At 73.2% G+C, this 24095-nt stretch carries 20 protein-coding genes; 13 read left to right on the top strand and 7 right to left on the bottom strand.

What is annotated here, in order from left to right; translation table 11 throughout:
• Positions 1-2 precede the first annotated feature (2 nt).
• Positions 3-938, bottom strand: a complete 936-nt coding sequence (locus AB0J10_RS14610) for an A/G-specific adenine glycosylase (RefSeq protein WP_363061753.1) — start codon at positions 936-938, stop codon at positions 3-5.
• Between the two features lie 775 nt (positions 939-1713).
• Here AB0J10_RS14610 and AB0J10_RS14605 point away from each other — a divergent pair.
• Entirely contained in the window at positions 1714-2532 is an 819-nt protein-coding gene (locus tag AB0J10_RS14605; RefSeq protein ID WP_363061434.1) for a hypothetical protein, read from the top strand.
• Positions 2533-2810: 278 nt separating this feature from the next.
• Here the strand turns inward: AB0J10_RS14605 and disA are convergent, their stop codons facing one another.
• Complete coding sequence (gene disA / locus AB0J10_RS14600; protein WP_269729036.1) at positions 2811-3944, bottom strand: DNA integrity scanning diadenylate cyclase DisA; 1134 nt, start codon at positions 3942-3944, stop codon at positions 2811-2813.
• Between the two features lie 44 nt (positions 3945-3988).
• Positions 3989-5398: a DNA repair protein RadA gene (radA, locus tag AB0J10_RS14595; RefSeq protein WP_363061431.1), complete on the bottom strand. Its 1410-nt coding sequence runs from the start codon at positions 5396-5398 to the stop codon at positions 3989-3991.
• A gap of 260 nt (positions 5399-5658) precedes the next feature.
• Between radA and AB0J10_RS14590 the strand changes: the two genes are divergently transcribed.
• A complete protein-coding gene (locus AB0J10_RS14590) occupies positions 5659-7416 on the top strand; it encodes a hypothetical protein (protein ID WP_363061751.1) in 1758 nt (585 codons plus the stop codon).
• A 180-nt stretch (positions 7417-7596) separates the two neighbouring features.
• On the opposite strand, the gene AB0J10_RS14585 is transcribed toward AB0J10_RS14590, so the two are convergent.
• Positions 7597-8472, bottom strand: a complete 876-nt coding sequence (locus AB0J10_RS14585) for a hypothetical protein (protein ID WP_363061429.1) — start codon at positions 8470-8472, stop codon at positions 7597-7599.
• A 40-nt stretch (positions 8473-8512) separates the two neighbouring features.
• On the opposite strand from AB0J10_RS14585, the gene AB0J10_RS14580 reads away from it, so the two are divergent.
• The 4 genes from AB0J10_RS14580 to ilvD all read left to right on the top strand — a co-directional run bounded on the left by AB0J10_RS14580 (position 8513) and on the right by ilvD (position 13063).
• Entirely contained in the window at positions 8513-9445 is a 933-nt protein-coding gene (locus AB0J10_RS14580; RefSeq protein WP_363061427.1) for a Ppx/GppA phosphatase family protein, read from the top strand.
• 23 nt (positions 9446-9468) lie between these two features.
• Positions 9469-10326 (top strand): sugar phosphate isomerase/epimerase, encoded by an 858-nt coding sequence (locus AB0J10_RS14575; protein WP_363061425.1) that lies wholly within the window; start codon positions 9469-9471, stop codon positions 10324-10326.
• Positions 10323-10934 (top strand): TetR family transcriptional regulator, encoded by a 612-nt coding sequence (locus AB0J10_RS14570; protein ID WP_363061423.1) that lies wholly within the window; start codon positions 10323-10325, stop codon positions 10932-10934. The genes AB0J10_RS14575 and AB0J10_RS14570 overlap by 4 nt, the downstream gene beginning before the upstream one ends.
• A 278-nt stretch (positions 10935-11212) precedes the next feature.
• Positions 11213-13063: a dihydroxy-acid dehydratase gene (gene ilvD / locus AB0J10_RS14565; protein ID WP_363061421.1), complete on the top strand. Its 1851-nt coding sequence runs from the start codon at positions 11213-11215 to the stop codon at positions 13061-13063.
• A gap of 66 nt (positions 13064-13129) precedes the next feature.
• Here the strand turns inward: ilvD and AB0J10_RS14560 are convergent, their stop codons facing one another.
• Positions 13130-15286, bottom strand: coding sequence for a PQQ-binding-like beta-propeller repeat protein (locus tag AB0J10_RS14560; protein WP_363061419.1), 2157 nt, complete (start codon positions 15284-15286; stop codon positions 13130-13132).
• 125 nt (positions 15287-15411) lie between these two features.
• Between AB0J10_RS14560 and AB0J10_RS14555 the strand changes: the two genes are divergently transcribed.
• From AB0J10_RS14555 to proC, 6 genes are all read left to right on the top strand, one after another.
• Entirely contained in the window at positions 15412-15726 is a 315-nt protein-coding gene (locus tag AB0J10_RS14555; protein WP_363061417.1) for an SH3 domain-containing protein, read from the top strand.
• 295 nt (positions 15727-16021) lie between these two features.
• A complete protein-coding gene (locus AB0J10_RS14550; protein ID WP_363061749.1) occupies positions 16022-16471 on the top strand; it encodes a hypothetical protein in 450 nt (149 codons plus the stop codon).
• Between the two features lie 483 nt (positions 16472-16954).
• A complete protein-coding gene (locus AB0J10_RS14545) occupies positions 16955-18058 on the top strand; it encodes an FAD-dependent oxidoreductase (protein WP_363061415.1) in 1104 nt (367 codons plus the stop codon).
• 55 nt (positions 18059-18113) lie between these two features.
• A complete protein-coding gene (locus tag AB0J10_RS14540; RefSeq protein WP_363061747.1) occupies positions 18114-18893 on the top strand; it encodes an ABC transporter ATP-binding protein in 780 nt (259 codons plus the stop codon).
• Entirely contained in the window at positions 18890-19693 is an 804-nt protein-coding gene (locus AB0J10_RS14535; protein ID WP_363061413.1) for an ABC transporter permease, read from the top strand. Before AB0J10_RS14540 ends, AB0J10_RS14535 begins: the two co-directional genes overlap by 4 nt.
• A 137-nt stretch (positions 19694-19830) precedes the next feature.
• Positions 19831-20640 (top strand): pyrroline-5-carboxylate reductase, encoded by an 810-nt coding sequence (proC, locus tag AB0J10_RS14530; RefSeq protein ID WP_363061411.1) that lies wholly within the window; start codon positions 19831-19833, stop codon positions 20638-20640.
• A gap of 160 nt (positions 20641-20800) precedes the next feature.
• Here proC and AB0J10_RS14525 read toward each other — a convergent pair whose 3' ends face one another.
• Positions 20801-21388: a cysteine hydrolase family protein gene (locus AB0J10_RS14525; RefSeq protein ID WP_363061409.1), complete on the bottom strand. Its 588-nt coding sequence runs from the start codon at positions 21386-21388 to the stop codon at positions 20801-20803.
• Positions 21389-21464: 76 nt separating this feature from the next.
• On the opposite strand from AB0J10_RS14525, the gene AB0J10_RS14520 reads away from it, so the two are divergent.
• Positions 21465-22466 carry a helix-turn-helix domain-containing protein gene (locus AB0J10_RS14520; RefSeq protein ID WP_363061406.1) on the top strand — a complete coding sequence of 334 codons (1002 nt, stop codon included), beginning with the start codon at positions 21465-21467 and terminating at the stop codon, positions 22464-22466.
• On the opposite strand, the gene trpS is transcribed toward AB0J10_RS14520, so the two are convergent.
• On the bottom strand, positions 22433-23431 hold the full coding sequence (trpS, locus tag AB0J10_RS14515; protein ID WP_363061404.1) for a tryptophan--tRNA ligase: 999 nt from the start codon (positions 23429-23431) through the stop codon (positions 22433-22435). The two genes, AB0J10_RS14520 and trpS, sit on opposite strands and share 34 nt — an antisense overlap.
• Positions 23432-24095: the final 664 nt, after the last annotated feature.

Here is a 24095-nt window from a genome sequence, read left to right as displayed (position 1 = left end):
TCTCAGGTCAGCGGCAACCGGAACCGATCATTCTCCAGGGGTTCGACCAATCCGTCCGAGACCAGGCCGTCCAGGGCGCGGGCCCGCTGGACGGGTTCGTCCCAGACCCGGTCGAGCACGGCGCGGGGCACCGGCCGCACGGCCTCCCGGAGCACCGCGAGGAGCTTGCCGCGCACCTGACGGTCCGTGCCGGCGTAGGTCTGGCCGCGGCGTGGCGGTCCGTCGTGCGCAGGTTTCCCGGCGAGGCGCCAGACGCACACCCCGGCGACCGGGCACCGCCCGCAGTCCTCGTTGCGCGCGGTGCAGACGAGCGCGCCCAGTTCCATGGAGGCCGCGGCCCAGCGGGCCGCCCTCCGCTCGTCGTCCGGCAACAACGCGCGGGCCAGCCGGCGTTCGGCCGCGGTCGTCGCGTTCGGCGGGTACTGGACCCCGGCGACCGCGCGGGCGAACACCCGACGGACGTTGGTGTCCAGGACCGGGTGACGCTGCCCGTAAGCGAACGACGCCACGGCGGCGGCCGTGTACTCGCCGATGCCGGGCAGCGCGAGCAGCTGGGCGTGCTCGCTGGGTACGTCCCCGCCGTGCCGTTCCGTTATCGCGACCGCGGCTCCGTGCAGCCGCAGCGCCCGGCGGGGGTAGCCCAGGCGGCCCCAGGCGCGCACGGCCTCGCCGGGGGCCTCGGCGGCCAGGTCCGCGGGTCGTGGCCAGCGGGCCAGCCACTGCTCGTACACCGGGAGGACCCGGTTGACGGGGGTCTGTTGCAGCATGAACTCGCTGACCATCACCCCCCACGCACCTGCCTCGGGGCGGCGCCAGGGCAGGTCACGGGCGTGCTGGTCGAACCAGTCGAGAACGGGGGCGTGGAGGTCGGCGGCGGCCTCGGCGGCGCCTGGCACACCGTCCGGGTCGGAGGGGACGTCGGTCACGGAGGAGGGCATCTCGGTCGCAGTCATGGCACCTCCGATCCTGGCATGTTCAGCGCCGGACGCGGTGTATGCGCTCCGGGCGGCCCGTGACGGGGTCCGGGTCGGAGTACACGGCCGCGTCCAGATCGGTGTATTTCCCGACCGGGGCGTGGGGCGTGAGGTGTGAGGTGCCGGGCGTGGGGCCGCGAGGCGCGGGGTGCGAGCGTCCCTGCCGGCGGGACCGCCGTCGGACCAGCGGCCGACGGAGGCGCCCGGCGAGGACGGCGGCCGCACTCAGCTCCACGACCACGGCCGGCGCACCCGGCAGCGGGCCGCGGCCACGGCGTGCGGGTGGCGAACCCGACGAGGACGCGGGAGCAGGCCACGAGAAGGCCGCGGGAACGGCGAGCCGGGCGGTCCCCGGACGTACGGGCACGAGGGCGGCCGGTCGCCGTCCCGGCGGTCGCCGAGGGGGCGCTCGGCTACGGTAGGTCGCCCGTCGCCCGTCGCCCGTCGCCCGTCGCCCGTCGCCCGTCGCCCGGGCACGGCACCGGTGACGCGCGCGGTCCCGGCGACGGCGCGGCAGGGACGCCTCTCGCCCGACGGCGGGCCGGGCGGGTCGCTGCGCACACGGCCGTCGCGGCGGCGAACCGGGGCCGGCGGTCGGGCCCGTGTCTCCCCTCGCCGCCCGGCCGAGCACTTCAAGGCGCCCGGAATCAGGGGCGCATGATGATGATCGGTACATTCGGGAACCAGGAGCGGCGGGTGGAACCGGAGTTGCCCGCCGATCTCTCGTACAGTTCGGTACGTGGGATCTCTGCGCAATCCGGTCGGGCCCCTTCCCTCCTCCATCTACTGGCGACGGAGGGCGGTCGCGCTGTTGCTGCTCGCGCTGCTCGCACTGCTGATCGCCTGGGCCGTCAGCTCCGGTGACCCCGGCGGCCGGACGGGCGACGACGGCAAGCCGGGCGGCGCCGGGCCGGCGCCCTCCATCACGCCCGGCCCCAGCGGTTCGGGCCCCGCGATCAGTGAACAGCCGGGCGGCCGCGACGAGTCGGGCGGCACCGGTGAAGGCACCGGCGGTGACACGGGCACGGGTACGGACCCCGGCGGCGACGGCAAGAACGGCGACCCGGGGGCGGGCGGTGCCGCGAACGGCGGCGCGGCGAACGGCGGCGGATCCGGCCCGGCCGAGCAGGTCCCGGCAGGTTCCTCACTGCCCGACTGCGCCCCGGGCGCGGTCGAGTTGACGGTGCGCAGCGTCAAGCCCGCCTACGCCCCCGGAGAGCGTCCCCGGTTCGAACTCGCCGTGCACAACACCTCGTCCGTGACCTGCAAGGCCGACCTCGGCCCCAGGAAGGCGGTGTTGACCGTGTCCGCCATCAACGACGGCGAGAACGACAAGGTGTGGTCCTCGAAGGACTGCCCGACCGCGGGCGGTTCCCTGCTTCTGAAGGTCCCCGCGGGCCGGACCGTGACCCACACCGTGGACTGGGACCGGCGCAGGAGCGCCCCGCAGTGCGCGACCCCGCCGGCCGCTCCCGCGGCCCCCGGCTCGTATCTGCTGGAAGCCGCGTTCCCGGGCGCGTCGGTGGCTCCGGCGTCGTTCCGGCTGGAGAAGGACTGAGGGCCGTCCCGCGATCCTCGCGCGCCCGCCCGGGGACCGCGGGACAGCCCTGGGGCTGGGCGCATCCGGGAGGGCCGGGCCCGGCGGACCGTCGCCGGGTGTCGTCGGCCCCGGCCGGGGCCGGCAGTTCGTCGGTCCGGGCCGGTTCCGGCCGGAGCGGGGCCGGAGCGATCCCCGGCCGGGCGAGGGCCGGTCCGGCGTAGCGGGAACGGCGGGGCTGCGTGCGGCCGCTGTCCCTGGCTCGCCGTCCGCCGGTCGTGGCCATGCCCGCCGGGCCGTCAGACGTAGCGCTCCAGGATGGACGACTCGGCGAGGCGTGACAGCCCCTCACGGACGCTGCGGGCTCGGGCCTCTCCGACGCCGTCGACCGTCTGGAGGTCGTCGACGCTGGCCGCCAGGAGCTTCTGGAGGCCGCCGAAGTGCTCGACGAGCCGCTCGATGATCGCGCCGGGCAGCCTGGGCACCTTGGCCAGCAGCCGGTAACCGCGTGGGGACACCGCGGAGTCGAGCGTCTCGGGCGAGCCGCTGTACCCCAGGGCGCGCGCCACGATGGGCAGTTCCAGCAGTTCGGCGTGGGTCAGGTCGTTGAGCTCGGCGAGCGCCTCGTCGACCGTGCGGGAGCGCTTGGCGGTCGGTTCCGGGACGTAGTCGCGGATGACGAGCCCGCGCTCCGGTTCCACGCCGGCGATCAACTCGTCGAGCTGGAGCGCGAGGAGCCGGCCGTCGGTGCCGAGCTCCACCACGTACTGCTCGATCTCCGTGGCGATACGGCGCACCATCTCCAGCCGCTGTGCGACCGCCGTGACGTCCCGCACCGTCACCAGGTCCTCGATCTCCAGGGCCGAGAGCGTGCCGGCGACCTCGTCCAGCCGGAGCTTGTAGCGCTCGAGGGTGGCCAGCGCCTGGTTCGCGCGGGACAGGATCGCCGCGGACTCCTCCAGGACCCGCCGCTCGCCGTCCACGTAGAGCGCGATGAGGCGCATCGACTGGGAGACGGAGACGACGGGGAAGCCGCACTGCTTGGAGACGCGGTCCGCGGTCCGGTGCCGGGTGCCGGTCTCCTCGGTCGGGATCGACGCGTCGGGGACGAGCTGCACACCGGCTCGGTGGATCTTGGTGATGTCCTTGTCGAGGATCAGCGCGCCGTCGAGCTTGCACAGTTCGCGCAGTCGCGTGGCCGTGAACTCGACGTCCAGCACGAAGCCGCCCGTGCACATGGATTCGACCGATTTGTCCATTCCCAGGACGATGAGGCCGCCCGTGTTGCCCCGAAGAATGCGCTCGAGACCGTCACGCAGGGCGGTGCCCGGGGCGACCGCGCTGAGCGAGGCGCGCATCAGCGCGTCCGTGCCGGATCCCCCGGGGCCTCCGCCGGACTTTCCGGGTGCTGAGCCCCGGTCGTTGGCTGCCACTGCACTCCTCCGGCTCGTACGGGCGGGCGAGACCAGGGCAAAGTCTACCGGCGCGCGTCGTCCGCCCGTGGGGCCTCTGCCCTACGCCCGCGCGGGAGCACTCTCAGCGCGTCCCCCATGTCGGCGACTTCCGTGACCTTCATACCAGGCGGAACCCTGCCCGGATCGGACGGGACCAGTGCGTGCGTGAAGCCCAGGCGGTGCGCCTCGGCCAGCCGGCGCTGGACGCCGGTGACGCGCCTCACCTCGCCCGCGAGCCCCACCTCGCCGATCGCCACCAGGTTCTTCGGCAGTGGGGTGTCACTCGCTGCGGAGGCCAGTGCCAGGGCGACCGCGAGGTCCGCCGCGGGCTCGGAGAGCCTCACACCGCCGACCGTCGCGCTGTAGATGTCCCTTTTGCCCAGGGCGCTGATCCTGCCCCGCTGCTCGAGCACGGCCAGCATCATCGACACCCGGGAGGTCTCCAGCCCGGAGGTGGTGCGCCGGGGTGAGGGGATCTGCGAGTCGACGGTCAGCGCCTGCACCTCGGCGACCAGGGGGCGGCGGCCCTCCAGCGTCACCGTGAGGCAGGTGCCCGGTACGGGCTCGTCGCGCCGGGTGAGGAACAGCCCACTGGGGTCGGCGAGTCCGGTGATGCCCTCGTCGTGCAGTTCGAAGCAGCCGACCTCGTCCGTGGCCCCGTACCGGTTCTTGACGCCCCGCACGAGGCGCAGTCGCGCGTGCCGGTCGCCCTCGAAGTGGAGCACGACGTCGACGAGATGCTCCAGCAGTCGGGGACCGGCGATCGCGCCGTCCTTGGTGACGTGGCCCACCAGCAGCGTGGACATGCCCCGCTCCTTGGAGGCGCGGATCAGCGCTCCCGCGACCTCCCGGACCTGTGCCATCCCGCCGGGGGCGCCGTCGATCTCGGGGGAGGCCACCGTCTGGACGGAGTCCAGGACCAGCAGGGAGGGCTTGACCGCGTCGAGGTGCCCGAGGACGGCGGAGAGGTCGGTCTCGGCCGCGAGGTACAGGTGGTCGTGCAGCGCGCCGATCCGGTCGGCGCGCAGCCGCACCTGGCTCGCGGACTCCTCGCCCGTGACGTAGAGCGTGCGGTGGTCGTCCCCGGCCGCCTTCGCCGCCACGTCGAGCAGGAGCGTGGACTTCCCGACGCCCGGCTCACCCGCGAGGAGCACGACGGCGCCCGGCACCAGCCCCCCGCCGAGGACCCGGTCCAACTCGTCGACGCCGGTCGTGCGGGCCGCCGCCTGGCGGCCGTCCACCTGGCCGATGGGCACGGCGGCGTTGGTGACCCGGCCGGCGGCGGTCGTGCGGACCGCGGGCGCCCCTTGCTCCTCCACCGTGCCCCACGCCTGGCACTCGGGGCAGCGGCCGAGCCACTTGGCGGTCGTCCATCCGCATTCCGTGCAGCGGTAGGACGGCCGGTCCTTGGAAGTCTTCGTACGGGCAGCCATGCGGGAAACCGTAGCGGCGAGCACCGACAGCGCGCCCACGGACGCCCGGTCGGGGAGTCCGCCGCCCGGGACGGCCCGCGGGAGCGGTGACGGTCGCACATGCGGTGCGCATAAGCCAGGTTGATAACCACAATCACCCGCACCGTGGCAAATGCACATGTTCTCTTTCGAGGGATCGCTTCACCCGTATGGATTAAATGTGCTCAAGTCGCGCGAAGGGTGTGCACTCGGCTGCCTACGGTCGCCGGGTGACGAGCAGCATGCTGGAGCCCCCCGCGCAAACCACCGGCGCACACCGCGCGCACCGCCGTGCGCGGCCGACGCTCGGGCAGACCCCGCCCGCACGCCACGAGCCCCATCTGGACGGGCTGTTCACCTACTGCCTGTCCGTGCTGTGCGACCACGGTGCCGCGACGGCGGTGCTGGGGGAGGTCCTGGCCGTCGCCGAGCGGCACCACGGGCGCGCCCCCGCCGACGAGGAGCGGCACAAGGCCTGGCTGTACGCACTCGCCCGCTGGGCCTGCCTGCGCGCGCTGGGCGAGCAGCGCCGCCGCAGGCGTCAGGGGCCGGGGGTGCACGCCGCCCGGCCGGGCGCGCACGCGGCGCGGACCGGCGCGCCCGCCCGAGGGGCCGCCCCGGAGGACCAGGACGAGCCCATGGTGTCGCCCGAGACCGAGGAGCGGCACCGGGCAGAGCTCGCCCGGCTGGCCTGGCCCGAGGCCGCGGGCACCACTCCCGAGCAGCGGGAGGCGCTGGAACTGGCCGTGCGGCACCGGCTCGGTTCCCGTGAAGTCGCCGCCGTGCTCGGGATGGAGCCGGCCGGCGCACGCGAACTGCTCTCGTCCGCCGCCTGCGAGGTGGAGCGCACGCGTGCCGCGCTCGCCGTCGTCGAGACCGGCAACTGCCCCTCCGTCGCCCGGCTCACCGAGGACCGCCGGGTGCTGCTCTCCGCCGCGCTGCGGCGTGAGCTCGTCCGTCACGTCGACGACTGTCCGCGCTGCCGCCGCGCGGCGGAGCGGGCGGGTGCCGCGGGGCCGTGGCCGGGGTCGACGACGGTCACACCCGCCGCACTCCCCCTGGTCGCCGCGCCCCGTGCCGAGGCGCACGCGGCCTTGCTGCGCCTCCCGCGCGCCCGTGCCGCGGCGCCCCGTTTCGGCCGCGACGGCTTCCCTCTGGATCCCAAGGACCATGCCGCCCGGCGCGGCCGGCTGCGGGCCCGAGCCGTCACCACCACCGTGGTCGCCACCGTCGTCGCCGCGCCCGTGCTCGCCCTGGGGGCCGCCTACCGGGGCGCCCCCCTGACCGGCGAGGCACGCGAGGACTCCTCGGTCTCCGCGAGCGAGGCCGACGTGGCGCAGCCTGCGGGCGGCGTGCCGTACGACCGGTACGAGAACGCCGGCAACGCGCGTCGGGACGCCGCGGCCCCCCGGTTCGCCGGCGGGCTGCCGGGCCCCGGGGCCGGCGGTGTCACCGTCGAGGTGATCAGTCCGGGGCTCCCGCCCGGCTCCGCCGGGGCGGCGGGACTGGGCTCCGGCCGGCTCTCCGTCGAGGCGCGACCGCACGGCGGGTCCACTCTGCTCACCCTCACCGCCTCCGGCGGCGCCCCGGTTTCCTGGTCCCTGTGGACGGATGCGCCGTGGCTCTACGCGGACCGCACCTCCGGCACGCTGGCTCCGGGGCAGTCGACCGTCGTCCGCGTCCATGTCGACCACGCCGCCGAACCGGCCGGTCCGTGGAGCGCCCGTGTCGGTGTCGACCCCGCCGGAACGGTCCTGCAGATCCGGGGGGAGGGTGCGCCGCAGACCCCGCCGTCGTCGGAGCCGCCGCCGTCGTCCGAGCCGCCTCCGCCCGAACCTCCGCCGTCGTCCGAGCCGCCTCCGTCGGAGCCTCCGCCGTCGTCGGAGCCGCCTCCGTCCGAACCTCCGCCGTCGTCCGGGCCGCCGCCCTCCGAACCCCCGCCGTCCTCGACCGACCCCTCGCCGCCGCCGCTGAGCGAGGCTCCGGCCACGCCGGGCTGACGAAGCGTTTCTCCCGGTACCGGGTGCGAGGAGCCGTGGACCAGGCGGGATCGCCCGGTGCCGGGCCGCGCCTCCGCAGGGAGGGCAGCCCTACGGTCGCCGTCCGGCCCGGTCGTCGTCCGCCTCGGCAGCGCCGAGGGCCGCGGCCCGGAACCCGCCGGGGTCCGCGACCCCGCGGCGTCAGCCGGCGGGCCGCCGGGCGGCCGTGCTCCCGCCGGAGTTCGTCGACGCGGGATCCGCCGGGTGCGGAGCCATCAGCGGAAGCTGCGAGGCCAGCCGCGCCTCGCACAGCTCCACGAGCACGTCGTACGCCGCCTTGCCCATCAGCTCCGTCAGCTCGGGCCGGTAGGTCACATAGACCGGATCCCCCGCGCCGTGCGCCGAGGTCGCCGACGTGCACCACCAGTGCAGGTCGTGGCCCCCGGGGCCCCAGCCCCTGCGGTCGTACTCGCCGATCGAGACCTGGAGGACCCGAGTGTCGTCCGGCCGGTCGATCCACTCGTACGTGCGGCGGATCGGCAGCTGCCAGCACACGTCGGGCTTGGTCTCCAGGGGCTCCCGGCCCTCCCGCAGCGCCAGGATGTGCAGCGAGCAGCCCACGCCGCCCGCGAAGCCCGGCCGGTTCTGGAAGATGCAGGAGCCCTTCCAGCGCCGCGTCTGCCGGTCACCGTCCTCGTTGACCTCGGCCCAGCCGGACGTGCGGCCGATGTCGTGGAACTGCCAGACCTCGGGGGTGAGGCGTGCCACATGCTCGGCGACCCGCTTCTCGTCGTCCTCGTCGGAGAAGTGCGCACCGAGCGTGCAGCAGCCGTCGTCCGCGCGTCCTGCCTGGATGCCCTGGCAGCCGCTGCCGAAAATGCAGTTCCAGCGCGAGGTCAGCCACGTCAGGTCGCAGCGGAAGAGCTGTTCGTCGTCCGCCGGGTCCGGGAACTCGACCCAGGCCCGCGGAAAGTCCAGGCCCTTCTCGTCCGGTTCGGCCGGCGAAGGGCCGTGAGAGGTGACGGTGGGCTTCTTCGGCTGGGCTTTGTCCTGCTTCGCCTTTTTCGTCTTTGGCACGACTCCAGCGTATGCGCGTCGCCGCAGTAGCGTTCCGTACATGAGACTCGGAGTCCTCGACGTCGGTTCGAACACAGTGCACCTTCTGGTGGTGGACGCCCACCCCGGCGCCCGGCCGCTGCCCGCCCACTCCCACAAGGCGGAACTGCGCCTGGCGGAGCTGCTCGACGGCGACGGGGCCATCGGCCCCGAAGGCGTCGACCGGCTCATCGGCACGCTCAATGACGCCTTGCAGGCAGCCGAGGACAAGGGCTGCGAGGACGTGCTTCCGTTCGCGACCTCCGCCGTGCGGGAGGCCGCCAACGCCGACGACGTCCTGTCCCGGGTGAAGGCGGTGACCGGCGTCGACCTCCAGGTCCTCACCGGCGACGAGGAGGCCCGGCTGACGTTCCTGGCCGCCCGGCGCTGGTTCGGCTGGTCGTCCGGGAAGCTGCTGGTCCTCGACATCGGCGGTGGCTCGCTGGAGATCGCCTGCGGCATCGACGAGGACCCCGACATCGCCGTCAGCCTGCCGCTCGGCGCCGGCCGGCTGACCGCCGGGATGCTGCCCGGCGATCCGCCCGACCCGGAGGACGTCCGCGGGCTGCGCCGCCACGTGCGGGCGCAGATCGCCCGTACGGTCGGCGAGTTCAGCCGGTTCGGCCGGCCGGACCACGTCGTCGCCACGTCCAAGACCTTCAAGCAGCTGGCCCGGATCGCCGGCGCCGCCCGTTCAGCCGAGGGCCTTTACACCCAGCGCGAACTGAGTCGAACGTCACTGGAGGAGTGGGTTCCGAAGCTCGCCGCGATGACTGCCGCGCAGCGCGCCACCCTGCCCGGCGTGTCCGAGGGCCGGGCCGGCCAGCTGCTGGCAGGAGCGCTGGTCGCGGAGGGTGCGATGGACCTCTTCGGCGTCGACGAGCTGGAGATCTGCCCCTGGGCGCTCCGTGAGGGGGTGATCCTGCGGAGGCTGGATCACCTCCCCACCCTCTGATGCGGGCCCGTAATCTGTCCCACGTGGCAGAACCAGTGGTGCGCATCCCGGATGCGAAGGTCGCCCTGTCGACGGCCTCCGTCTATCCGGAGTCGACGGCGACGGCCTTCGAGATCGCCGCGCGCCTGGGCTACGACGGCGTCGAGGTCATGGTCTGGACCGATCCCGTGAGCCAGGACATCGAGGCGCTGCGCCGGCTCTCCGACTACCACGAGATGCCGATACTGGCCGTCCACGCGCCGTGTCTGCTCATCACCCAGCGTGTCTGGTCCACCGATCCCTGGGTGAAGCTCCAGCGTGCCCAGGCGGCCGCCGAGAAGCTCGGCGCGTCGACCGTCGTCGTCCACCCGCCGTTCCGCTGGCAGCGGCAGTACGCCCGGGACTTCGTCTCCGGGATCTGGCGGATGGCGAACGAGACGGACGTGCGCTTCGCCGTCGAGAACATGTACCCATGGCGCTACCGGGACCGCGAGATGCTCGCGTACGCCCCGGACTGGGACGTCACCAAGGAGGACTACCGGCACTTCACGATCGACCTCTCCCACACGGCGACGTCCCGCACGGACACCCTGGCCATGGTGGACCGCATGGGGGACCGGCTCGGCCATGTCCACCTCGCGGACGGCAAGGGCTCGGCGAAGGACGAGCACCTGGTGCCGGGCCGGGGCGACCAGCCGTGCGCGGAGCTGCTGGAGCACCTGGCCGGCAGCGGCTTCGACGGCCATGTCGTGATCGAGGTGAACACCCGCCGGGCGATGTCGGCCGCCGAGCGCGAGGCCGACCTCGCGGAGGCGCTGGCCTTCACCCGGCTGCACCTGGCCTCGGCGAGCGCACCGTCGCGGGGCGGCCGCTCCGGCACGGCGGAGCCGGGCGGATCATGACCGGCGGGGAGCCCAGACGGCGCGGCCGGCCCGCGCGCGCCGAGGCCGAGACCGGCCCCGGCGCCCGGGAACGGATCCTCGAAGCGGCCCGCGAGGAGTTCGCCGAGCGCGGCTACGACAAGACCTCCGTACGGGGCATCGCCAAGGCCGCCGGGGTGGACCCCGCGCTCGTCCACCACTACTTCGGGACCAAGGACGAGGTCTTCGCGGCCGCCATCGAGGTGTCCTTCGAGCCGGCGCTGGTGCTGCCGGCGATCCTCGGCGAGGGCAAGGACGGCGTCGGCGAGCGGCTGGCCCGCTACTTCGTCGGGGTGTGGGAGAACCCGGTGAGCCGGGCGCCGCTGCTCGCGATCCTCCGCTCCGCGCTGACGCACGAGGCCGCCGCGAAGGTGCTGCGCGGCTTCGTCCTGCGGCGGATGCTGGAGCGGATCGCGGCCGATCTGGACGTGCCGGACCCGAAGTTCCGTGCCGAGCTGGCCGCCTCGCACATGATCGGCATCGCCATCCTGCGCTATGTGGTCCAGGTGGAGCCGCTGGCCACGGTGGACCCGGAGGAGATCGTCTCGATGGTCGCGCCGACGCTGCAGAGGTACCTCACCGAGGCGTGAGTCCGGCGCCGGGGGCGTCGGGGCCGGGCGGCCCGCGGCCCGAGGCGGTTCCGGGAGGGCGGGCCGGCCGGTCCCGGCCGTGCCCGATGCACCGCCCGAACCGGGCGGCGGCGTGGTCGGCGTCCCGGCTGGTGGACGCAGGCGCGTACCGTTCGTACGGACGCCCGAGAGCTGACCGAAAGGCGGACCCTCGTCCCGCATTCCGGACGAGGCGTCCAGATCTTGGAGCATCGGCGTACGCTCGAGGAAGCCAGAACTGTCTGAAGGAGCGAGCGACGATGCCCGAGCTGAGGTCCCGCACAGTCACCCACGGCCGCAACATGGCGGGCGCCCGCGCCCTTATGCGGGCCTCGGGCGTAGCGAGCGCGGACATCGGCAAGCCGGTCGTCGCGGTCGCCAACTCCTTCACGGAGTTCGTCCCCGGGCACACCCACCTCGCCCCTGTCGGCCGGATCGTCTCGGACGCCGTCCTGGCGGCGGGCGCGGTGCCGCGCGAGTTCAACACCATCGCCGTCGACGACGGCATCGCGATGGGCCACGGCGGCATGCTGTACTCGCTGCCGTCGCGCGACCTGATCGCGGACTCCGTGGAGTACATGGTCGAGGCCCACTGCGCCGACGCCCTGATCTGCATCTCCAACTGCGACAAGATCACCCCGGGCATGCTGATGGCCGCCATGCGCCTCAACATCCCGGCGGTCTTCGTCTCCGGCGGCCCGATGGAGGCCGGCCAGGCCACCCTCGTCGACGGCACGGTCCGCAAACTCGACCTGATCAACGCCATCGTCGACTCGGTCAACGAGAACGTCTCGGACGAGGACGTGCTGCGCATCGAGGAGAACGCCTGCCCCACCTGCGGTTCCTGCTCGGGCATGTTCACCGCCAACTCGATGAACTGCCTGACCGAGGCCATCGGCCTCTCCCTGCCGGGCAACGGCTCGGTCCTCGCCACCCACACCGCCCGCCGCGCGCTGTACGAGAACGCGGGCCGCACCGTCGTCGAGATCACCAAGCGCTACTACGAGGAGGGCGACGAGTCGGTCCTCCCGCGCAACATCGCCACCCGTGAGGCCTTCGAGAACGCCATGGCCCTCGACATCGCCATGGGCGGCTCGACCAACACGATCCTCCACCTGCTCGCCGCCGCCCAGGAGGCCGAGCTCGACTACGACCTGACGGACATCGACGCCGTCTCGCGCCGGGTGCCGTGCCTGGCCAAGGTCGCGCCGAACGTCGCGCCGGGCGGCACGTACTACATGGAGGACGTCCACCGGGCCGGTGGCATCCCCGCCATCCTCGGCGAGCTGTACCGGGGCGGGCTGCTGAACGAGGACGTCCACACCGTCCACTCGGCGTCCCTGGCCGAATGGCTCAAGACCTGGGACGTGCGCGGCGGCTCCCCGTCCGCCGAGGCCGTCGAGCTGTGGCACGCGGCCCCCGGCTGCGTCCGCTCCGCCACCGCCTTCTCGCAGTCCGAGCGCTGGGAGTCGCTGGACGTCGACGCCGAGGGCGGCTGCATCCGCTCCGTCGAGAACGCCTACTCCAAGGACGGCGGCCTCGCCGTCCTCAGGGGCAACATCGCCGAGGACGGCTGCGTCGTGAAGACGGCGGGCGTCGACGAGTCGATCTGGACCTTCGAGGGCCCGGCCGTCGTCTGCGAATCGCAGGAGGAGGCCGTCGACAAGATCCTCTCCAAGGTGGTCAAGGAGGGCGATGTCGTCGTCATCCGCTACGAGGGCCCGCGCGGCGGCCCGGGCATGCAGGAGATGCTCTACCCGACCTCCTTCCTGAAGGGGCGCGGTCTGGGCAAGGCCTGCGCGCTGATCACCGACGGCCGCTTCTCCGGCGGCACCTCGGGCCTGTCCATCGGCCACGCCTCCCCGGAGGCCGCGTCCGGCGGCGCGATCGCCCTCGTCGAGGACGGCGACCGCATCCGTATCGACATCCCGAACCGCTCCATCGAGCTCCTCGTCGACGACGCCGCGCTCGCCGCCCGCCGCGAGGCTCTGGGCGGCGTCTACGCGCCGAGGAACCGCGAGCGCAAGGTCTCCGCGGCGCTGCGGGCGTACGCGGCGATGGCGACGAGCGCGGACAAGGGCGCGGTGCGGGACGTCGACAGGCTCGGCTGACGCACCGCTCCACCGCGCCTGCCCCGTCGGTCCACCGGCCGGCGGGGCCTCGCCGTACCCGGCCGCCTACCAGTGCGCGGGGTCAGCGGGGTCCACGGCGAACACGCTCCCGTCAGGAGCGGTCGCGAACACCCTGCCGGAGGCGGTGACGGGAGCAGGCAGGGTGGACGCGTAGGGGAGACGCCCCGTGCCCATCCGCGGACCCGTCTGGCCGAGCTGCACACCGCGCTCGGCGTCGACCGCCAGCAGCCGCCCGTCGGCACCGCTCAGATAGACCCGGTGCCCGTCGGCGACCGGCCGCGAGGACCGGGCCACGTACGTCTCCAGCCGCCAGCGCTGGCGCCCTTCGTCCGCGGTGTCCACGGCGAGCAGCGAGCCTCCCGCACCCGCCAGGTAGACCGTGCCGCCGGCCACCGCGGCCTGGGCCTGGTCGACGTCGACCGGCAACGTCACGCGGCGGACCTCGCGGGTGGTGGTGTCGAGGCGTACGACCGCCGTGGTGAAGTCGTCGGCATCCGCCGCCAGGAGGAAGAGCGCGCCCTCCGAGACCGACGGCACCGGAGACAGCGAGCCGTTCAGGCGCTCCTCCCAGCGCACACCGCCGTCACGGGTGCCGACGGCCCGGACGACGGTGGCGGCGCCGTCGGCCTCCGGGGTGACGGCGAAGACGGTCCCCGAGCCGGGCGGACCCGGGACCCACTGGGTGCCCGGTGCGCCCCGCCTCTTCCGCCACAGCTCCTCGCCGGTCGCGCCGTCGAGTGCCCGCACGATCCCGTCCGCTCCCGCGAGGAGGACGCATCCCTCGGCGTGGCCGACCGTGGCGGAACCGATGGACGCCGTCCATCGAGTGGCGCCCGACTCCGGGTCGAGCGCTTCGAGACGCCCTCCGCCGGCCGTGGTGACGTGCAGCAGTCCGCCGGAGAACACGGGGGCCCAGAGGTCGTGGCCCGCCTCCCCGTCCGGCCCCGCTCCGGCCGTGGGGGCGACGGCCCTGCGCGTCCACAGGGGCTTGCCGTCGGCCGCGGCGAGACGGGTCGCCAGGACGCCCGGCGCCGAGCAGTACAGAGATCCGCGGTGGGCGGAACACGCGGGGGTCCGCAGGGCGTCGGCGCCCTTCGACAACGAGGTCTGCCAGGCGGTGAAGGCAGGCGCGCCGCGGTGGGCGACCGGCGCGCCGGCCGGCCGGGCGCCTTCGTCCGTGGCGAGGCGGATTCCCGCGTACGCGCCCGCGAGCAGTCCGACGGCGAGGCCGCCGACGGCGGCGTACCGGACGAGACGGCGGCGCGGCCGGGAGGCGGATCCGGCGTCTTCCTCCTCTCCGGGGGAGGAGGATCCACCGGCGTCCCGACCGGCCGCGGACGTTCGCTGCAGCGGTATGAGGGCCGTCGCCACTTCCCCCACCGGGGTCCGCAGTTCGGCCATCACCTCGTCGGGCGCGGGCCGTTCGGCAGGGTCCTTGGCCAGGCAGCGGGTCAGGAGCGGTGCGAGTTCGTCCGGCACTCCGGTCAGGTCCGGCTCGTTGTGCACGACCTGATAGGCGACGACGTACGGGCTGCCGGAGTCGAACGGCCCCCGTCCCGTCGCCGCGTGGACGAGGACGGCGCCCAGCGCGAACAGGTCGGCGGCGGGCCCGACGTCCCGTGGCCGCTGGAACTGCTCCGGTGCCATGAACGGGGGAGTGCCGATCAGCTTCCCCGTCTCCGTGCGCAGATCACTGTCCGAGGGACGGGAGATCCCGAAGTCGATGACTTTCGGGCCGTCGGCGGCGAGGAGCACGTTGCTGGGCTTGAGATCGCGGTGGACGACACCCGCGCGATGGATGTCGCGCAGCGCCTCCGCGAGCCCGGCGCCCACCCTGCGCAGCTCGTCGAGGCTCAACGGCCCGTTGCACTTGACGCGTTCGGCAAGCGTCTGCCCCTCGATGAACAGCGTCGCCATCCAGGGGCGCCCGGCGTCGGGGTCGGCGTCCACGACGGGCGCGGTGAACGCACCGCTCACCCGGCGGGCCGCGCCCACTTCCTGCCGGAAACGGGCCCTGAACTCTGGGTCCGTGGCGTGTTCCGCATGGACGACCTTGATGGCGAGGCGCAGCCCGGACGCCGAGGTGGCCAGGTGCACCACGCCCATGCCGCCCGAGCCCAGACACCGCTCGAGGCGGTACTGCCCGGCGTACTCAGGATGTTCCGCTTCCGGGACGGGCCCGGTGCTGCGCAGCGGCGGCATCGCCCACCCCCGTGTTCTGTCCGCAAGCGCGACTCCCGGAGCCTAGTCGATGGCACGTACGAGTCGGCGGCGGCTTGCTAGCCTGCGGGGCGCAAGCATGTCTTTCGAGCACGGGGGAGGCCTTCATGGCCGTCGAGGGAAGCGAGAGCGTGGAAGAGGCGGAGCCCCGGGCCCTCGCCGAGCCGCGCGCCACGAGACGCTACGCGGTGGCTCCCGGCCACCGCCTGAACGTCCGCAGCGGGCCGGGAACCCAGTACCGGATCGTCAGGGTGCTGCAGTACGGCGCACGGGTGCCGATCAACTGCCAGAAACCGGGAGAGACCGTCACCGGCCCGTACGGCACGTCGAACCTGTGGGACAACATCGCCAACGGCCAGTTCGTGTCCGACGCCTATGTGAACACGGGCAGCGACGGTTACGTGGCCGTGCGCTGCGCCTGACCGGCCGTCGGGGGCCCGGGCCGTCGGGAGACGGTGAGGGGGCGTCGCGGTGGTGCCGTGGGCATGGGTGGACCCGGGCGGCGACGGGTCGTGCCCTGCGCCGGACCGTTCGGGCGGCCCGCGCCGGCCGGGACCCGGCCGTGCGCAGGGGCCCGGGCCGCCGGGGATAATCGGGTGCGTGAGCGAGAACCGCGAGGACAGGTCCCACCGCAGTCGCACCTCCGGCTCCGCGGCCGGCCCCGGCGGCGAGTCCGGCGCCGGAAGCGGTGGCCGCGCCGGGCCGCAGCCCGAGGAGATCAGGTTCTTCGGCACCACATGGGTCGACCACGACGGTGGCTACGGTCTGCGCCGCGCCGCCGTGGCGGTCGGCTCGCTCGCCGCGGCGGTCGCCGGGTGCCTCGTCCTGCGGTTCGCCTACCAGGGCCTGGAGATCGCCCGGGTCGGCGCTTTCGTCGACCTTCTCGTGATCGTGACGTTCGCTGTGTGCAGCGCCGTCGCCTTCCGCAGGACCTGGGAGGGCTTCTCGCGCCGTCCGGCCGATCCCGCGCGGGAGGAGTCACTGCGCAGCCTGCGGATGATCGGCTTCATCGGAGGGCTGCTCGCCTACTTCCTGCGCTCGCTCACCGAGGCACCGGGCGAGAAGCTGCGTCGCGGGGAGTACGAGACGGCCCTCGCGCAGTACGAGAAGCGCCGCGGCTCGCGCACCGGGAACCCGGCGGCCCGGAGGAGGCCCAGGCGCGGGTGACCGGAAGGTGCGGAGGAAACCCGGGCGTGGGTGACCGGACCGTGCCCTGATGGGGCGCATGTGCCACCGGCGGGAGCGCGGGCGTCCTTCGCGGCCTCCGCGCCGGACTCACGCCGATGTTCCGCCGGCCGCCGTACCGACCTCGCCGGAGCCCGCTCCGCACCCGTACCCGTCCGCGCATCCGGGCAGCCGCTCGTCCTTCGCGGCGACACCGGGGCCCGGAGCCGCCGCACCCGTGCCGGCGGGCGAGCGCGTCCTGTCCCCGGAGCGTCTCCGGGACGCAGTTGGCCGAGGAGCGTTCGCCGTGGACCGGGCTGTCACGATCGCCGCCCGCTGACGGCGCCCGGAGCACCGGGAACACCGGGATCGACGTCGTCGTGGGTCCCGGCACGCCGCGTCGCCCGCGGTTCGGTGCATCGGCGGCCCGCTGACCGCCTCTCCCCTTCCGTGTCACATCCGGCGGGGCCGGGCCGTCCCACCTGTATGACGACACGCAACAGCGAGAACCGCCCCCGCGTCCTGGTCCTCGGCGCCGGTTACGCCGGGCTCATGGCCGCCCTACGGCTGGCCCCGCACGCCCGGGTGAGTCTGATCGACCCCAGCGACCGGTTCACCGAACGCGTACGGCTCCACGAACTGGCCGCGGGAGTCCGCCCCGATGTGAGCCATCCGCTCTCCGATTTTCTGCGCCCGGCGGGGATCGAGCACATCGTGGCTCGGGCCACCGGGATCGACCCGGCCACCCGCACGGTCACGACGGACGACGGCCGGAGGCTCCCGTACGACCGGCTCGTCTACGCCCTGGGCAGCCGGACCGCACCGGCGGGCGAGCGCGCCCACACCGTCGAGACCGCCGCCGGCCTGCGCAAGCGCCTCCAGGACGGTCCGGGCTCGGTGGCGGTCGTCGGCGGCGGGCTGACCGGGATCGAACTCGCCGCGGAACTCGCCGAGGCGCGGCCGGAGTGGCGCGTGAGCCTGCACGCGGAGGGGCGGGTCGGCTCGGGATTCGCACCGCGCGCCCGTGACCACGCCCTGGGCGTGCTGAGGGCGCGGGGCGTACGGATCGAGGAGGGCCGGCGGATCGCTGATCCCGGGTCGGTCGACGCCGACGAGGTGGTCTGGGCGGCTTCGATGGTCCCGAACACCGAGCTCGCCGAGGCGGCCGGTCTCCCGCTGGACTCTTCGGGCCGGGTCCGGGTCGACGGCGCCCTGCGCTCCCCGGCGCACCCCGAGGTGTACGTCGCGGGGGACGCCGCCGCGGCGAGTTCGGCCAGGGCGGGCGTCCTGCGGATGGCGTGTGCGACGGCCATGCCCATGGGCTCGCACGCCGCCGCGTCGATCATCTCCGAGTTCCGCGGACGGGAGCCGCGCACCTTCGACTACGGCTTCCTGACCCAGTGCGTGAGCCTCGGACGCCGGGAGGGGCTCGTCCAGTTCGTCCGTCCGGACGACAGTCCGCGCGACCGCTTTCTGACGGGGCGTCCGGCCGCCCGGATCAAGGAGCAGGTCGTCCGCTCCACCGTCGGCCTCCTGCGGACCGCGGCCCGTCGTCCCTGGATCGTTCCGCTGACGCCGGGCATGTCCTGACTCCTCGCCTCGCACCTTGACGGGCTCCCCCTCCGGATGGATTATTCATCGCATGATGAATAACCCTCCGGAGGGTACTCCGGCACCGGCCGTCCACGCGCGCGCCCTGACCGTCGTCCGTGGCTCCCGAACCGTTCTGCGCCACCTCGACTTCGAGGTGCCGCCAGGACAGATCACCGGACTCCTCGGTCCCTCCGGCTGCGGCAAGTCCACCCTCATGCGGGCCGTCGTCGGCACCCAGGCCAAGGTCACCGGCACCCTCGACGTCCTCGGCCGGCCCGCCGGCCACGCCGCGCTGCGCTCCCGCATCGGCTACGTCACCCAGGCCCCGTCCGTCTACGACGACCTGACCGTCCGCCAGAACCTGGACTACTTCGCCGCGATCCTCGACCCCGGCCGCGCCGCCGCCGAACGCCGCCGGCGCCATGTCTCCCAGGCCATCACGGATGTCGACCTCGCCGCGCACGAGGGCTCACTCGCGGGCAGGCTCTCCGGCGGTCAGCGCAGCCGCGTGTCCCTCGCCGTCGCCCTCCTCGGCGCCCCGGAGCTGCTCGTCCTCGACGAACCCACCGTCGGCCTCGACCCGGTCCTGCGCCGCGACCTCTGGGACCTCTTCCACCGCGTCGCGGACGAACGCGGCACCACGATCCTCGTCTCCTCCCACGTCATGGACGAGGCCGAGCGCTGCCACCGGCTCCTCCTGCTGCGCGATGGCGAACTCCTCGCCGACGACACCCCCGACGCCCTCCGCCGCCGCAACGACACCGCCACCGTCGAAGACGCCTTCCTCCACCTCGTCGACACGGCCAACGCCCTCCAGGAGACCACTCGATGAACGCCCACCCGTCGTCAGCACCCGCACCCGCGTCCGCGCCCGTGTCCGCGCCGCGCCCAGCGCTCTCCCCGTCCCGCACCCTCACAACCGCCACCCGGGTCCTGAGGCAGTTGCGGCACGATCCCCGTTCCATCGCCCTGATGCTCCTGGTGCCGTGCCTGATGCTCTTCCTGCTGCGCTACGTCTTCGACGGGAGCCCGCAGACCTTCGACGCCATCGGCGCCTCGCTGCTCGGCATCTTCCCGCTGATCACGATGTTCCTGATCACGTCCATCGCGACGCTGCGCGAGCGCACCTCCGGCACCCTCGAGCGCCTGCTCGCCATGCCCCTAGGGAAGGCCGACCTCATCGCCGGCTACGCCCTTGCCTTCGGCCTGCTGGCCGTCGTCCAGTCCGCCCTCGCGACCGGGCTCGCGGTCTGGTTCCTCGGACTGGACGTCGTCGGTTCCACCTGGCTGCTGCTCCTGGTCGCGCTGCTGGACGCCCTGCTCGGCACCGCCCTCGGACTGTTCGTCTCGGCCTTCGCCGCTTCCGAGTTCCAGGCGGTCCAGTTCATGCCCGCCGTGATCTTCCCGCAGCTCCTCCTCTGCGGCCTCTTCACCGCCCGCGACAACATGCAGCCCGTCCTCGAGGGCATATCCAACGTGCTGCCCATGTCGTACGCCGTCGACGGCATGGACGAGGTCCTCCGCCACACCGACGTCACCGCCGACTTCCTCCGTGACGTCCTCGTGGTCTCCGCCTGCGCCCTCCTCGTCCTCTCCCTGGGCGCTGCCACCCTCCGCCGTCGCACCTCGTGACCGCCCCTCGGACACCGCCGACACCACAGGGGACCCGGTGCAAGGATGTCCATGTCCGTGGAGGAACCCGGCAGCGAACGGCCACGGACACGGACGACCACCATGTGCACACGCACCACCCCGGCGAGGTGACCCGCATGACCCAGACAGTCGCAGTCCTCGGCACCGGCAAGATCGGCGAGGCCCTGCTCAGCGGCATGATCCGGGCCGGCTGGCCCGCATCCGCCCTGCTGGTCACCACCCGCCGGGCCGACCGCGCCGAGGAGCTCCGCACCCGCTACGGCGTCGAAGCCGTCACCAACGCGGACGCCGCCAAACGCGCCGACACCCTCATCCTGGCCGTCAAGCCGCAGGACATGAGCAGGCTTCTCGACGAGCTCGCCCCCCATGTCTCGGCCGACCGCCTCGTGATCAGCGCCGCCGCCGGCATCACCACCGCCACCATCGAGAGCCGGCTCGCCGCCGACACCGCAGTCGTCCGTGTCATGCCCAACACTCCCGTCCTCGTCGACGAGGGCATGTCCGTGATCTCGGGCGGCAGCCACGCCACCGCCGAGCACCTGGCCCACACCGAGGAGATCTTCGGCGGAGTCGGCAAGACCCTTCGGGTCCCCGAGTCCCAGCAGGACGCCGCCACCGCCCTCTCGGGCTCAGGCCCGGCCTACTTCTACTTCCTCGTCGAGGCCATGACCGACGCCGGGATCCTCCTCGGCCTGCCCAGGGCCCAGGCCCACGACCTGATCGTCCAGGCCGCGATCGGCGCCGCGGTGATGCTGCGCGACTCCGGCGAGCACCCGGTCAAGCTCCGCGAGGCCGTCACCTCTCCCGCGGGTACCACCATCAACGCCATCCGCGAACTCGAGAACCACGGCGTGCGCGCCGCCCTCATCGCCGCGCTGGAAGCGGCCCGCGACCGCAGCCGCGAGCTCGCCTCCGGCAACGGCTGACACCCGGGCGGACCCCGCCGGGCCCCCGGACCCGCGACGGCGGTCGCGGTACCCGCCTTCCGGCCGTCGGGGCGTACGCGGCCCTGCCCGACGGCCGGATCGCCGTCCCGACGGCCCGGCGTACGCGTGCGGGCGCGTGCGCCCGCACGCGAGCCGGTCCTCACTTCCCGGCCGCCGCCACCAGATCCTCCGTCGTGACCACCGTCGCGAACCCACCCCCGTGCAGCGACACGGCGGTGGCCCGCGCCAGCTCATCGGCCCCCAGACTCCAGCCGAACGGCCCCACGAGGTCGAAGGTGTACGTCGCGTCCAACGCGAACAGCACCTCGTACCCCAGGTTCCCGCCCATCCGTGCCGTGGTCTCCGCGCACATGTTGGTCTGGATCCCGGCCACCACGAACTGACGCACCCCCTGGGACCCGAACCACGCAGCCAGATCCGGGGTGCCGTAGAACGCCGAGTTCACGGTCTTCGTCACCAGCAACTCCGGTCCGTCGCCCTTCCCCCTCCTCTGTTCCACATAGTCCTTGAACCCGTTGCCCGCGTGGTCCCGCCGCAGCGGCGACCCCGGCTTCGACGAGTCGTGCCGTACGAACACGACCGGACGGCCGCTCGCCTGCCACACATCGATCAGCGAGGCGATGTTCTCGTCCGCCCGTGGGTTGTTCCGCCGCCCCCAGAACTCCTCCTCCTCGAATCCCCTCTGCACATCGACGACCACCAGCGCTGCGTTCTCCGCGATCTCCATGCCCGCCATGCTGCCCCGGCGCCGTAACCTGCCACAGATGCACAGAAGTCGGCGATCGATGGTTTACTGCCAACCCATGGCGTCTTCGAGGACAGCAACTCCCCAGCGCATCGCCCTCCTCGCCTTCCCGGGGGTACGGGCCTTCGACGTCTCCGTCATCAACGAGGTCTGGGGCGTCGACCGGACCGACCGCGGCGTACCCCCCTTCGAACTCCGCCGCGCCGCAGCCGACCGCACCCCCGTGCCCATGCGCGGAGGTCTGAGCCTCGCCCCCGACCGCACCCTCGCCTGGCTCCGCCTCGCCGACCTCGTCGTCGTGCCCGGCCTCGACGACCACCTCACCCCCGCCCCCTCGCCGGTCCTCGACGCCCTCCGCCACGCCCACCACCGGGGCACTCCCATCGCCGCGCTCTGCGGAGGCGCCTTCACCCTCGCCCAGGCGGGCCTCCTCGACGGCCGTCGCGCGATCACCCACTGGAACCTCACGCACCTCCTCCGCGAGCACCATCCCCGGGTCACCGTCGTCCCCGACGCGCTCTTCCTCCACGACGGCAACATCTGGACCTCCGCCGGCACCGCGGCCGGTATCGATCTGTGCCTCCACCTCGTCCGCACCACCCACGGCGCCGAAGCCGCCGCCGCCATCGCCCGCTCGATGGTCACCGCGCCCTTCCGCACGGGAACCCAGGCCCAGTTCATCGAGCACCCCACGCCGCGGGCCGATCGAGACGCCGACGCTCTCGCCACCGTCCGCGACTACGCCCTCGCCCACCTCGCCGAGCCGCACACCGTCGCGTCACTCGCCGCCCGCGCAGGAATGTCGCCCCGGTCCTTCGCCCGTCACTTCCAGGCCACCACGGGAACCACCCCCCTCCACTGGCTGATCGCCCAGCGGGTGGCAGCCGCCCAGAAGCTCCTCGAACTCACCGATCACCCCATGCCCGAAGTCGCCCGTCGCACGGGGTTCGGCAGCGAGGTGACCATGCGCCAGCACTTCGCCGGCCACCTCGCCACCAGTCCGCGCGACTACCGGACGGCCTTCCGTCAGCAGACCGGAAGCAGCCCGATCGCCCGATAGGCGCGATCGACCAGAGGACGGGCCAGCCCCCGGGCCCTCGCGGCCCCCGCCCTCAGCACCTCGTCCACATGAGCCGGATCGGCCGCAAGCTCCGCATGCCGCTTCCGCAGCGGCCTCAGCAGCTCCACCACCGCCTCGGCCGTGTCCTTCTTGAGCGCGCCGTACGACTCGTACCCGCCGGCAAGGGCCTCCGGGTTCCCGTCCTCACAGGCCGCGAGGATCTCCAGCAGATTCGACGCGCCGGGTCGGCTCCCGCGGTCGTAGACGACGTCATGACCGCTGTCGGTCACAGCGCGCATGATCTTGCGGCGGACCACGTCCGGATCGTCGAGCAGATAGACGATGCCCGCTCCGCCGTCCGTGGACTTCCCCATCTTCGACGCCGGGTCCTGCAGATCCATCACGCGCGCGGCCACCTGCGGATGGGTGGCCCTCGGAACCGTGAAGACGTGCCCGTACCGGTGGTTGAACCGCATCGCCAGATCGCGCGTCAGCTCCACGTGCTGCGCCTGGTCGTCACCGACCGGAACCTCGTCCGTCCCGTACGCCAGGATGTCCGCAGCCATCAGCACCGGATAGGTGAGCAGGGAGAGCCGTACGCTCTCCCCCGCAGCCCGCGCGCGGGCGCCCTTCTCCTTGTACTGGATCATCCGCCGCATCTCGCCGTCGGTGGCGGTGCACTCGAGCAGGTAGGAGAGCCGGGCGTGCTCGTCCACGTGACTCTGCACGAACACCGTGCAGAGCTCCGGATCCAGTCCGGCCGCCAGGAGCAGTGTCGCCGCCTGCCGGCTGAGTCTGCGAACCCGCGCCGGATCGTGCTCGACGGTGAGGGCGTGCAGGTCCACGATGCCGAACAGGGCGTCTGACCGGTGCTGGTCCGTACCGGCCCACCGGCGCACGGCTCCGAGGTAGTTCCCCAGCGTCAGATGTCCCGTCGGCTTGACCCCGCTGAAGGTCCGCGTCATGTGTCGTCTCCCTCTCGTGTCGGAGCCGCCGCGACCGGTGGCCGGCCCCTCGGAGGGAGGAACAAGAACGGCCGCCGAGGCGGCGGCCGGGGATGCGCGCGTGTGGGTCGGCCGCCGTCAGGCGGTCCACCACTGAAGGGTGCACGCGTGCGTAGTCATGCCCAGAGCGTACGTCGCAGCAGCGAGGTTGACACGCGAATCGCCGATCCGTATAGTTCTTCGAGTTGTCCGACGTGAGCACCGACCTTGGTCGGCCCCGGACAGCCACTCCGCAAGACCCACTCCAAGCGAGCGACATACTGTCGCCTCGCTTTCCGTGCGCTTTTGCGAAATGAGGAATCCGCGTTCGAACGAGCGCGCCCCGATTAGCGTCGGAGACAGTGATTCCGCTAAAGTCTCACTCGTCGGAACGGCCCGGTGGCCGGAAAGACAACCCCCTCTGACTGGGAATCAGGCCCGAAAGGATCTGATAGAGTCGGAACCGCCGGAAAGGGAAAACGCGAAAGCGGAAGAACGGCCCGGCAGCCCACTCCAGCGGGTGGCGGAAACGGAAATCGGATCTGCTAGGCTGGAAACACCGAAGGGAAGCGCCCGGAGGAAAGCCCGAGAGAGTGTTCTGCGGGTGAGTACGAAGGAAGCGTCCGTTCCTTGAGAACTCAACAGC

The sequence above is a fragment of the Streptomyces sp. NPDC049887 genome (assembly GCF_040656535.1).
In the GTDB taxonomy this organism is placed as follows: Bacteria; Actinomycetota; Actinomycetes; order Streptomycetales; family Streptomycetaceae; genus Streptomyces.
This window is presented reverse-complemented; position numbering and strand designations above follow the sequence as displayed.

What these genes read in the sequence shown, in the direction of transcription:
- AB0J10_RS14610 (WP_363061753.1), bottom strand. Translation starts at nt 938, where the DNA reads ATGCCCTCCTCCGTGACCGACGTCCCCTCCGACCCGGACGGTGTGCCA.
- radA (WP_363061431.1), bottom strand. Translation starts at nt 5,398, where the DNA reads ATGGCTGCCCGTACGAAGACTTCCAAGGACCGGCCGTCCTACCGCTGC.
- AB0J10_RS14590 (WP_363061751.1), top strand. Translation starts at nt 5,659, where the DNA reads ATGCTGGAGCCCCCCGCGCAAACCACCGGCGCACACCGCGCGCACCGC.
- AB0J10_RS14580 (WP_363061427.1), top strand. Translation starts at nt 8,513, where the DNA reads ATGAGACTCGGAGTCCTCGACGTCGGTTCGAACACAGTGCACCTTCTG.
- AB0J10_RS14570 (WP_363061423.1), top strand. Translation starts at nt 10,323, where the DNA reads ATGACCGGCGGGGAGCCCAGACGGCGCGGCCGGCCCGCGCGCGCCGAG.
- ilvD (WP_363061421.1), top strand. Translation starts at nt 11,213, where the DNA reads ATGCCCGAGCTGAGGTCCCGCACAGTCACCCACGGCCGCAACATGGCG.
- AB0J10_RS14560 (WP_363061419.1), bottom strand. Translation starts at nt 15,286, where the DNA reads ATGCCGCCGCTGCGCAGCACCGGGCCCGTCCCGGAAGCGGAACATCCT.
- AB0J10_RS14555 (WP_363061417.1), top strand. Translation starts at nt 15,412, where the DNA reads ATGGCCGTCGAGGGAAGCGAGAGCGTGGAAGAGGCGGAGCCCCGGGCC.
- AB0J10_RS14545 (WP_363061415.1), top strand. Translation starts at nt 16,955, where the DNA reads ATGACGACACGCAACAGCGAGAACCGCCCCCGCGTCCTGGTCCTCGGC.
- AB0J10_RS14540 (WP_363061747.1), top strand. Translation starts at nt 18,114, where the DNA reads ATGAATAACCCTCCGGAGGGTACTCCGGCACCGGCCGTCCACGCGCGC.
- AB0J10_RS14535 (WP_363061413.1), top strand. Translation starts at nt 18,890, where the DNA reads ATGAACGCCCACCCGTCGTCAGCACCCGCACCCGCGTCCGCGCCCGTG.
- proC (WP_363061411.1), top strand. Translation starts at nt 19,831, where the DNA reads ATGACCCAGACAGTCGCAGTCCTCGGCACCGGCAAGATCGGCGAGGCC.
- AB0J10_RS14525 (WP_363061409.1), bottom strand. Translation starts at nt 21,388, where the DNA reads ATGGAGATCGCGGAGAACGCAGCGCTGGTGGTCGTCGATGTGCAGAGG.
- AB0J10_RS14520 (WP_363061406.1), top strand. Translation starts at nt 21,465, where the DNA reads ATGGCGTCTTCGAGGACAGCAACTCCCCAGCGCATCGCCCTCCTCGCC.
- trpS (WP_363061404.1), bottom strand. Translation starts at nt 23,431, where the DNA reads ATGACGCGGACCTTCAGCGGGGTCAAGCCGACGGGACATCTGACGCTG.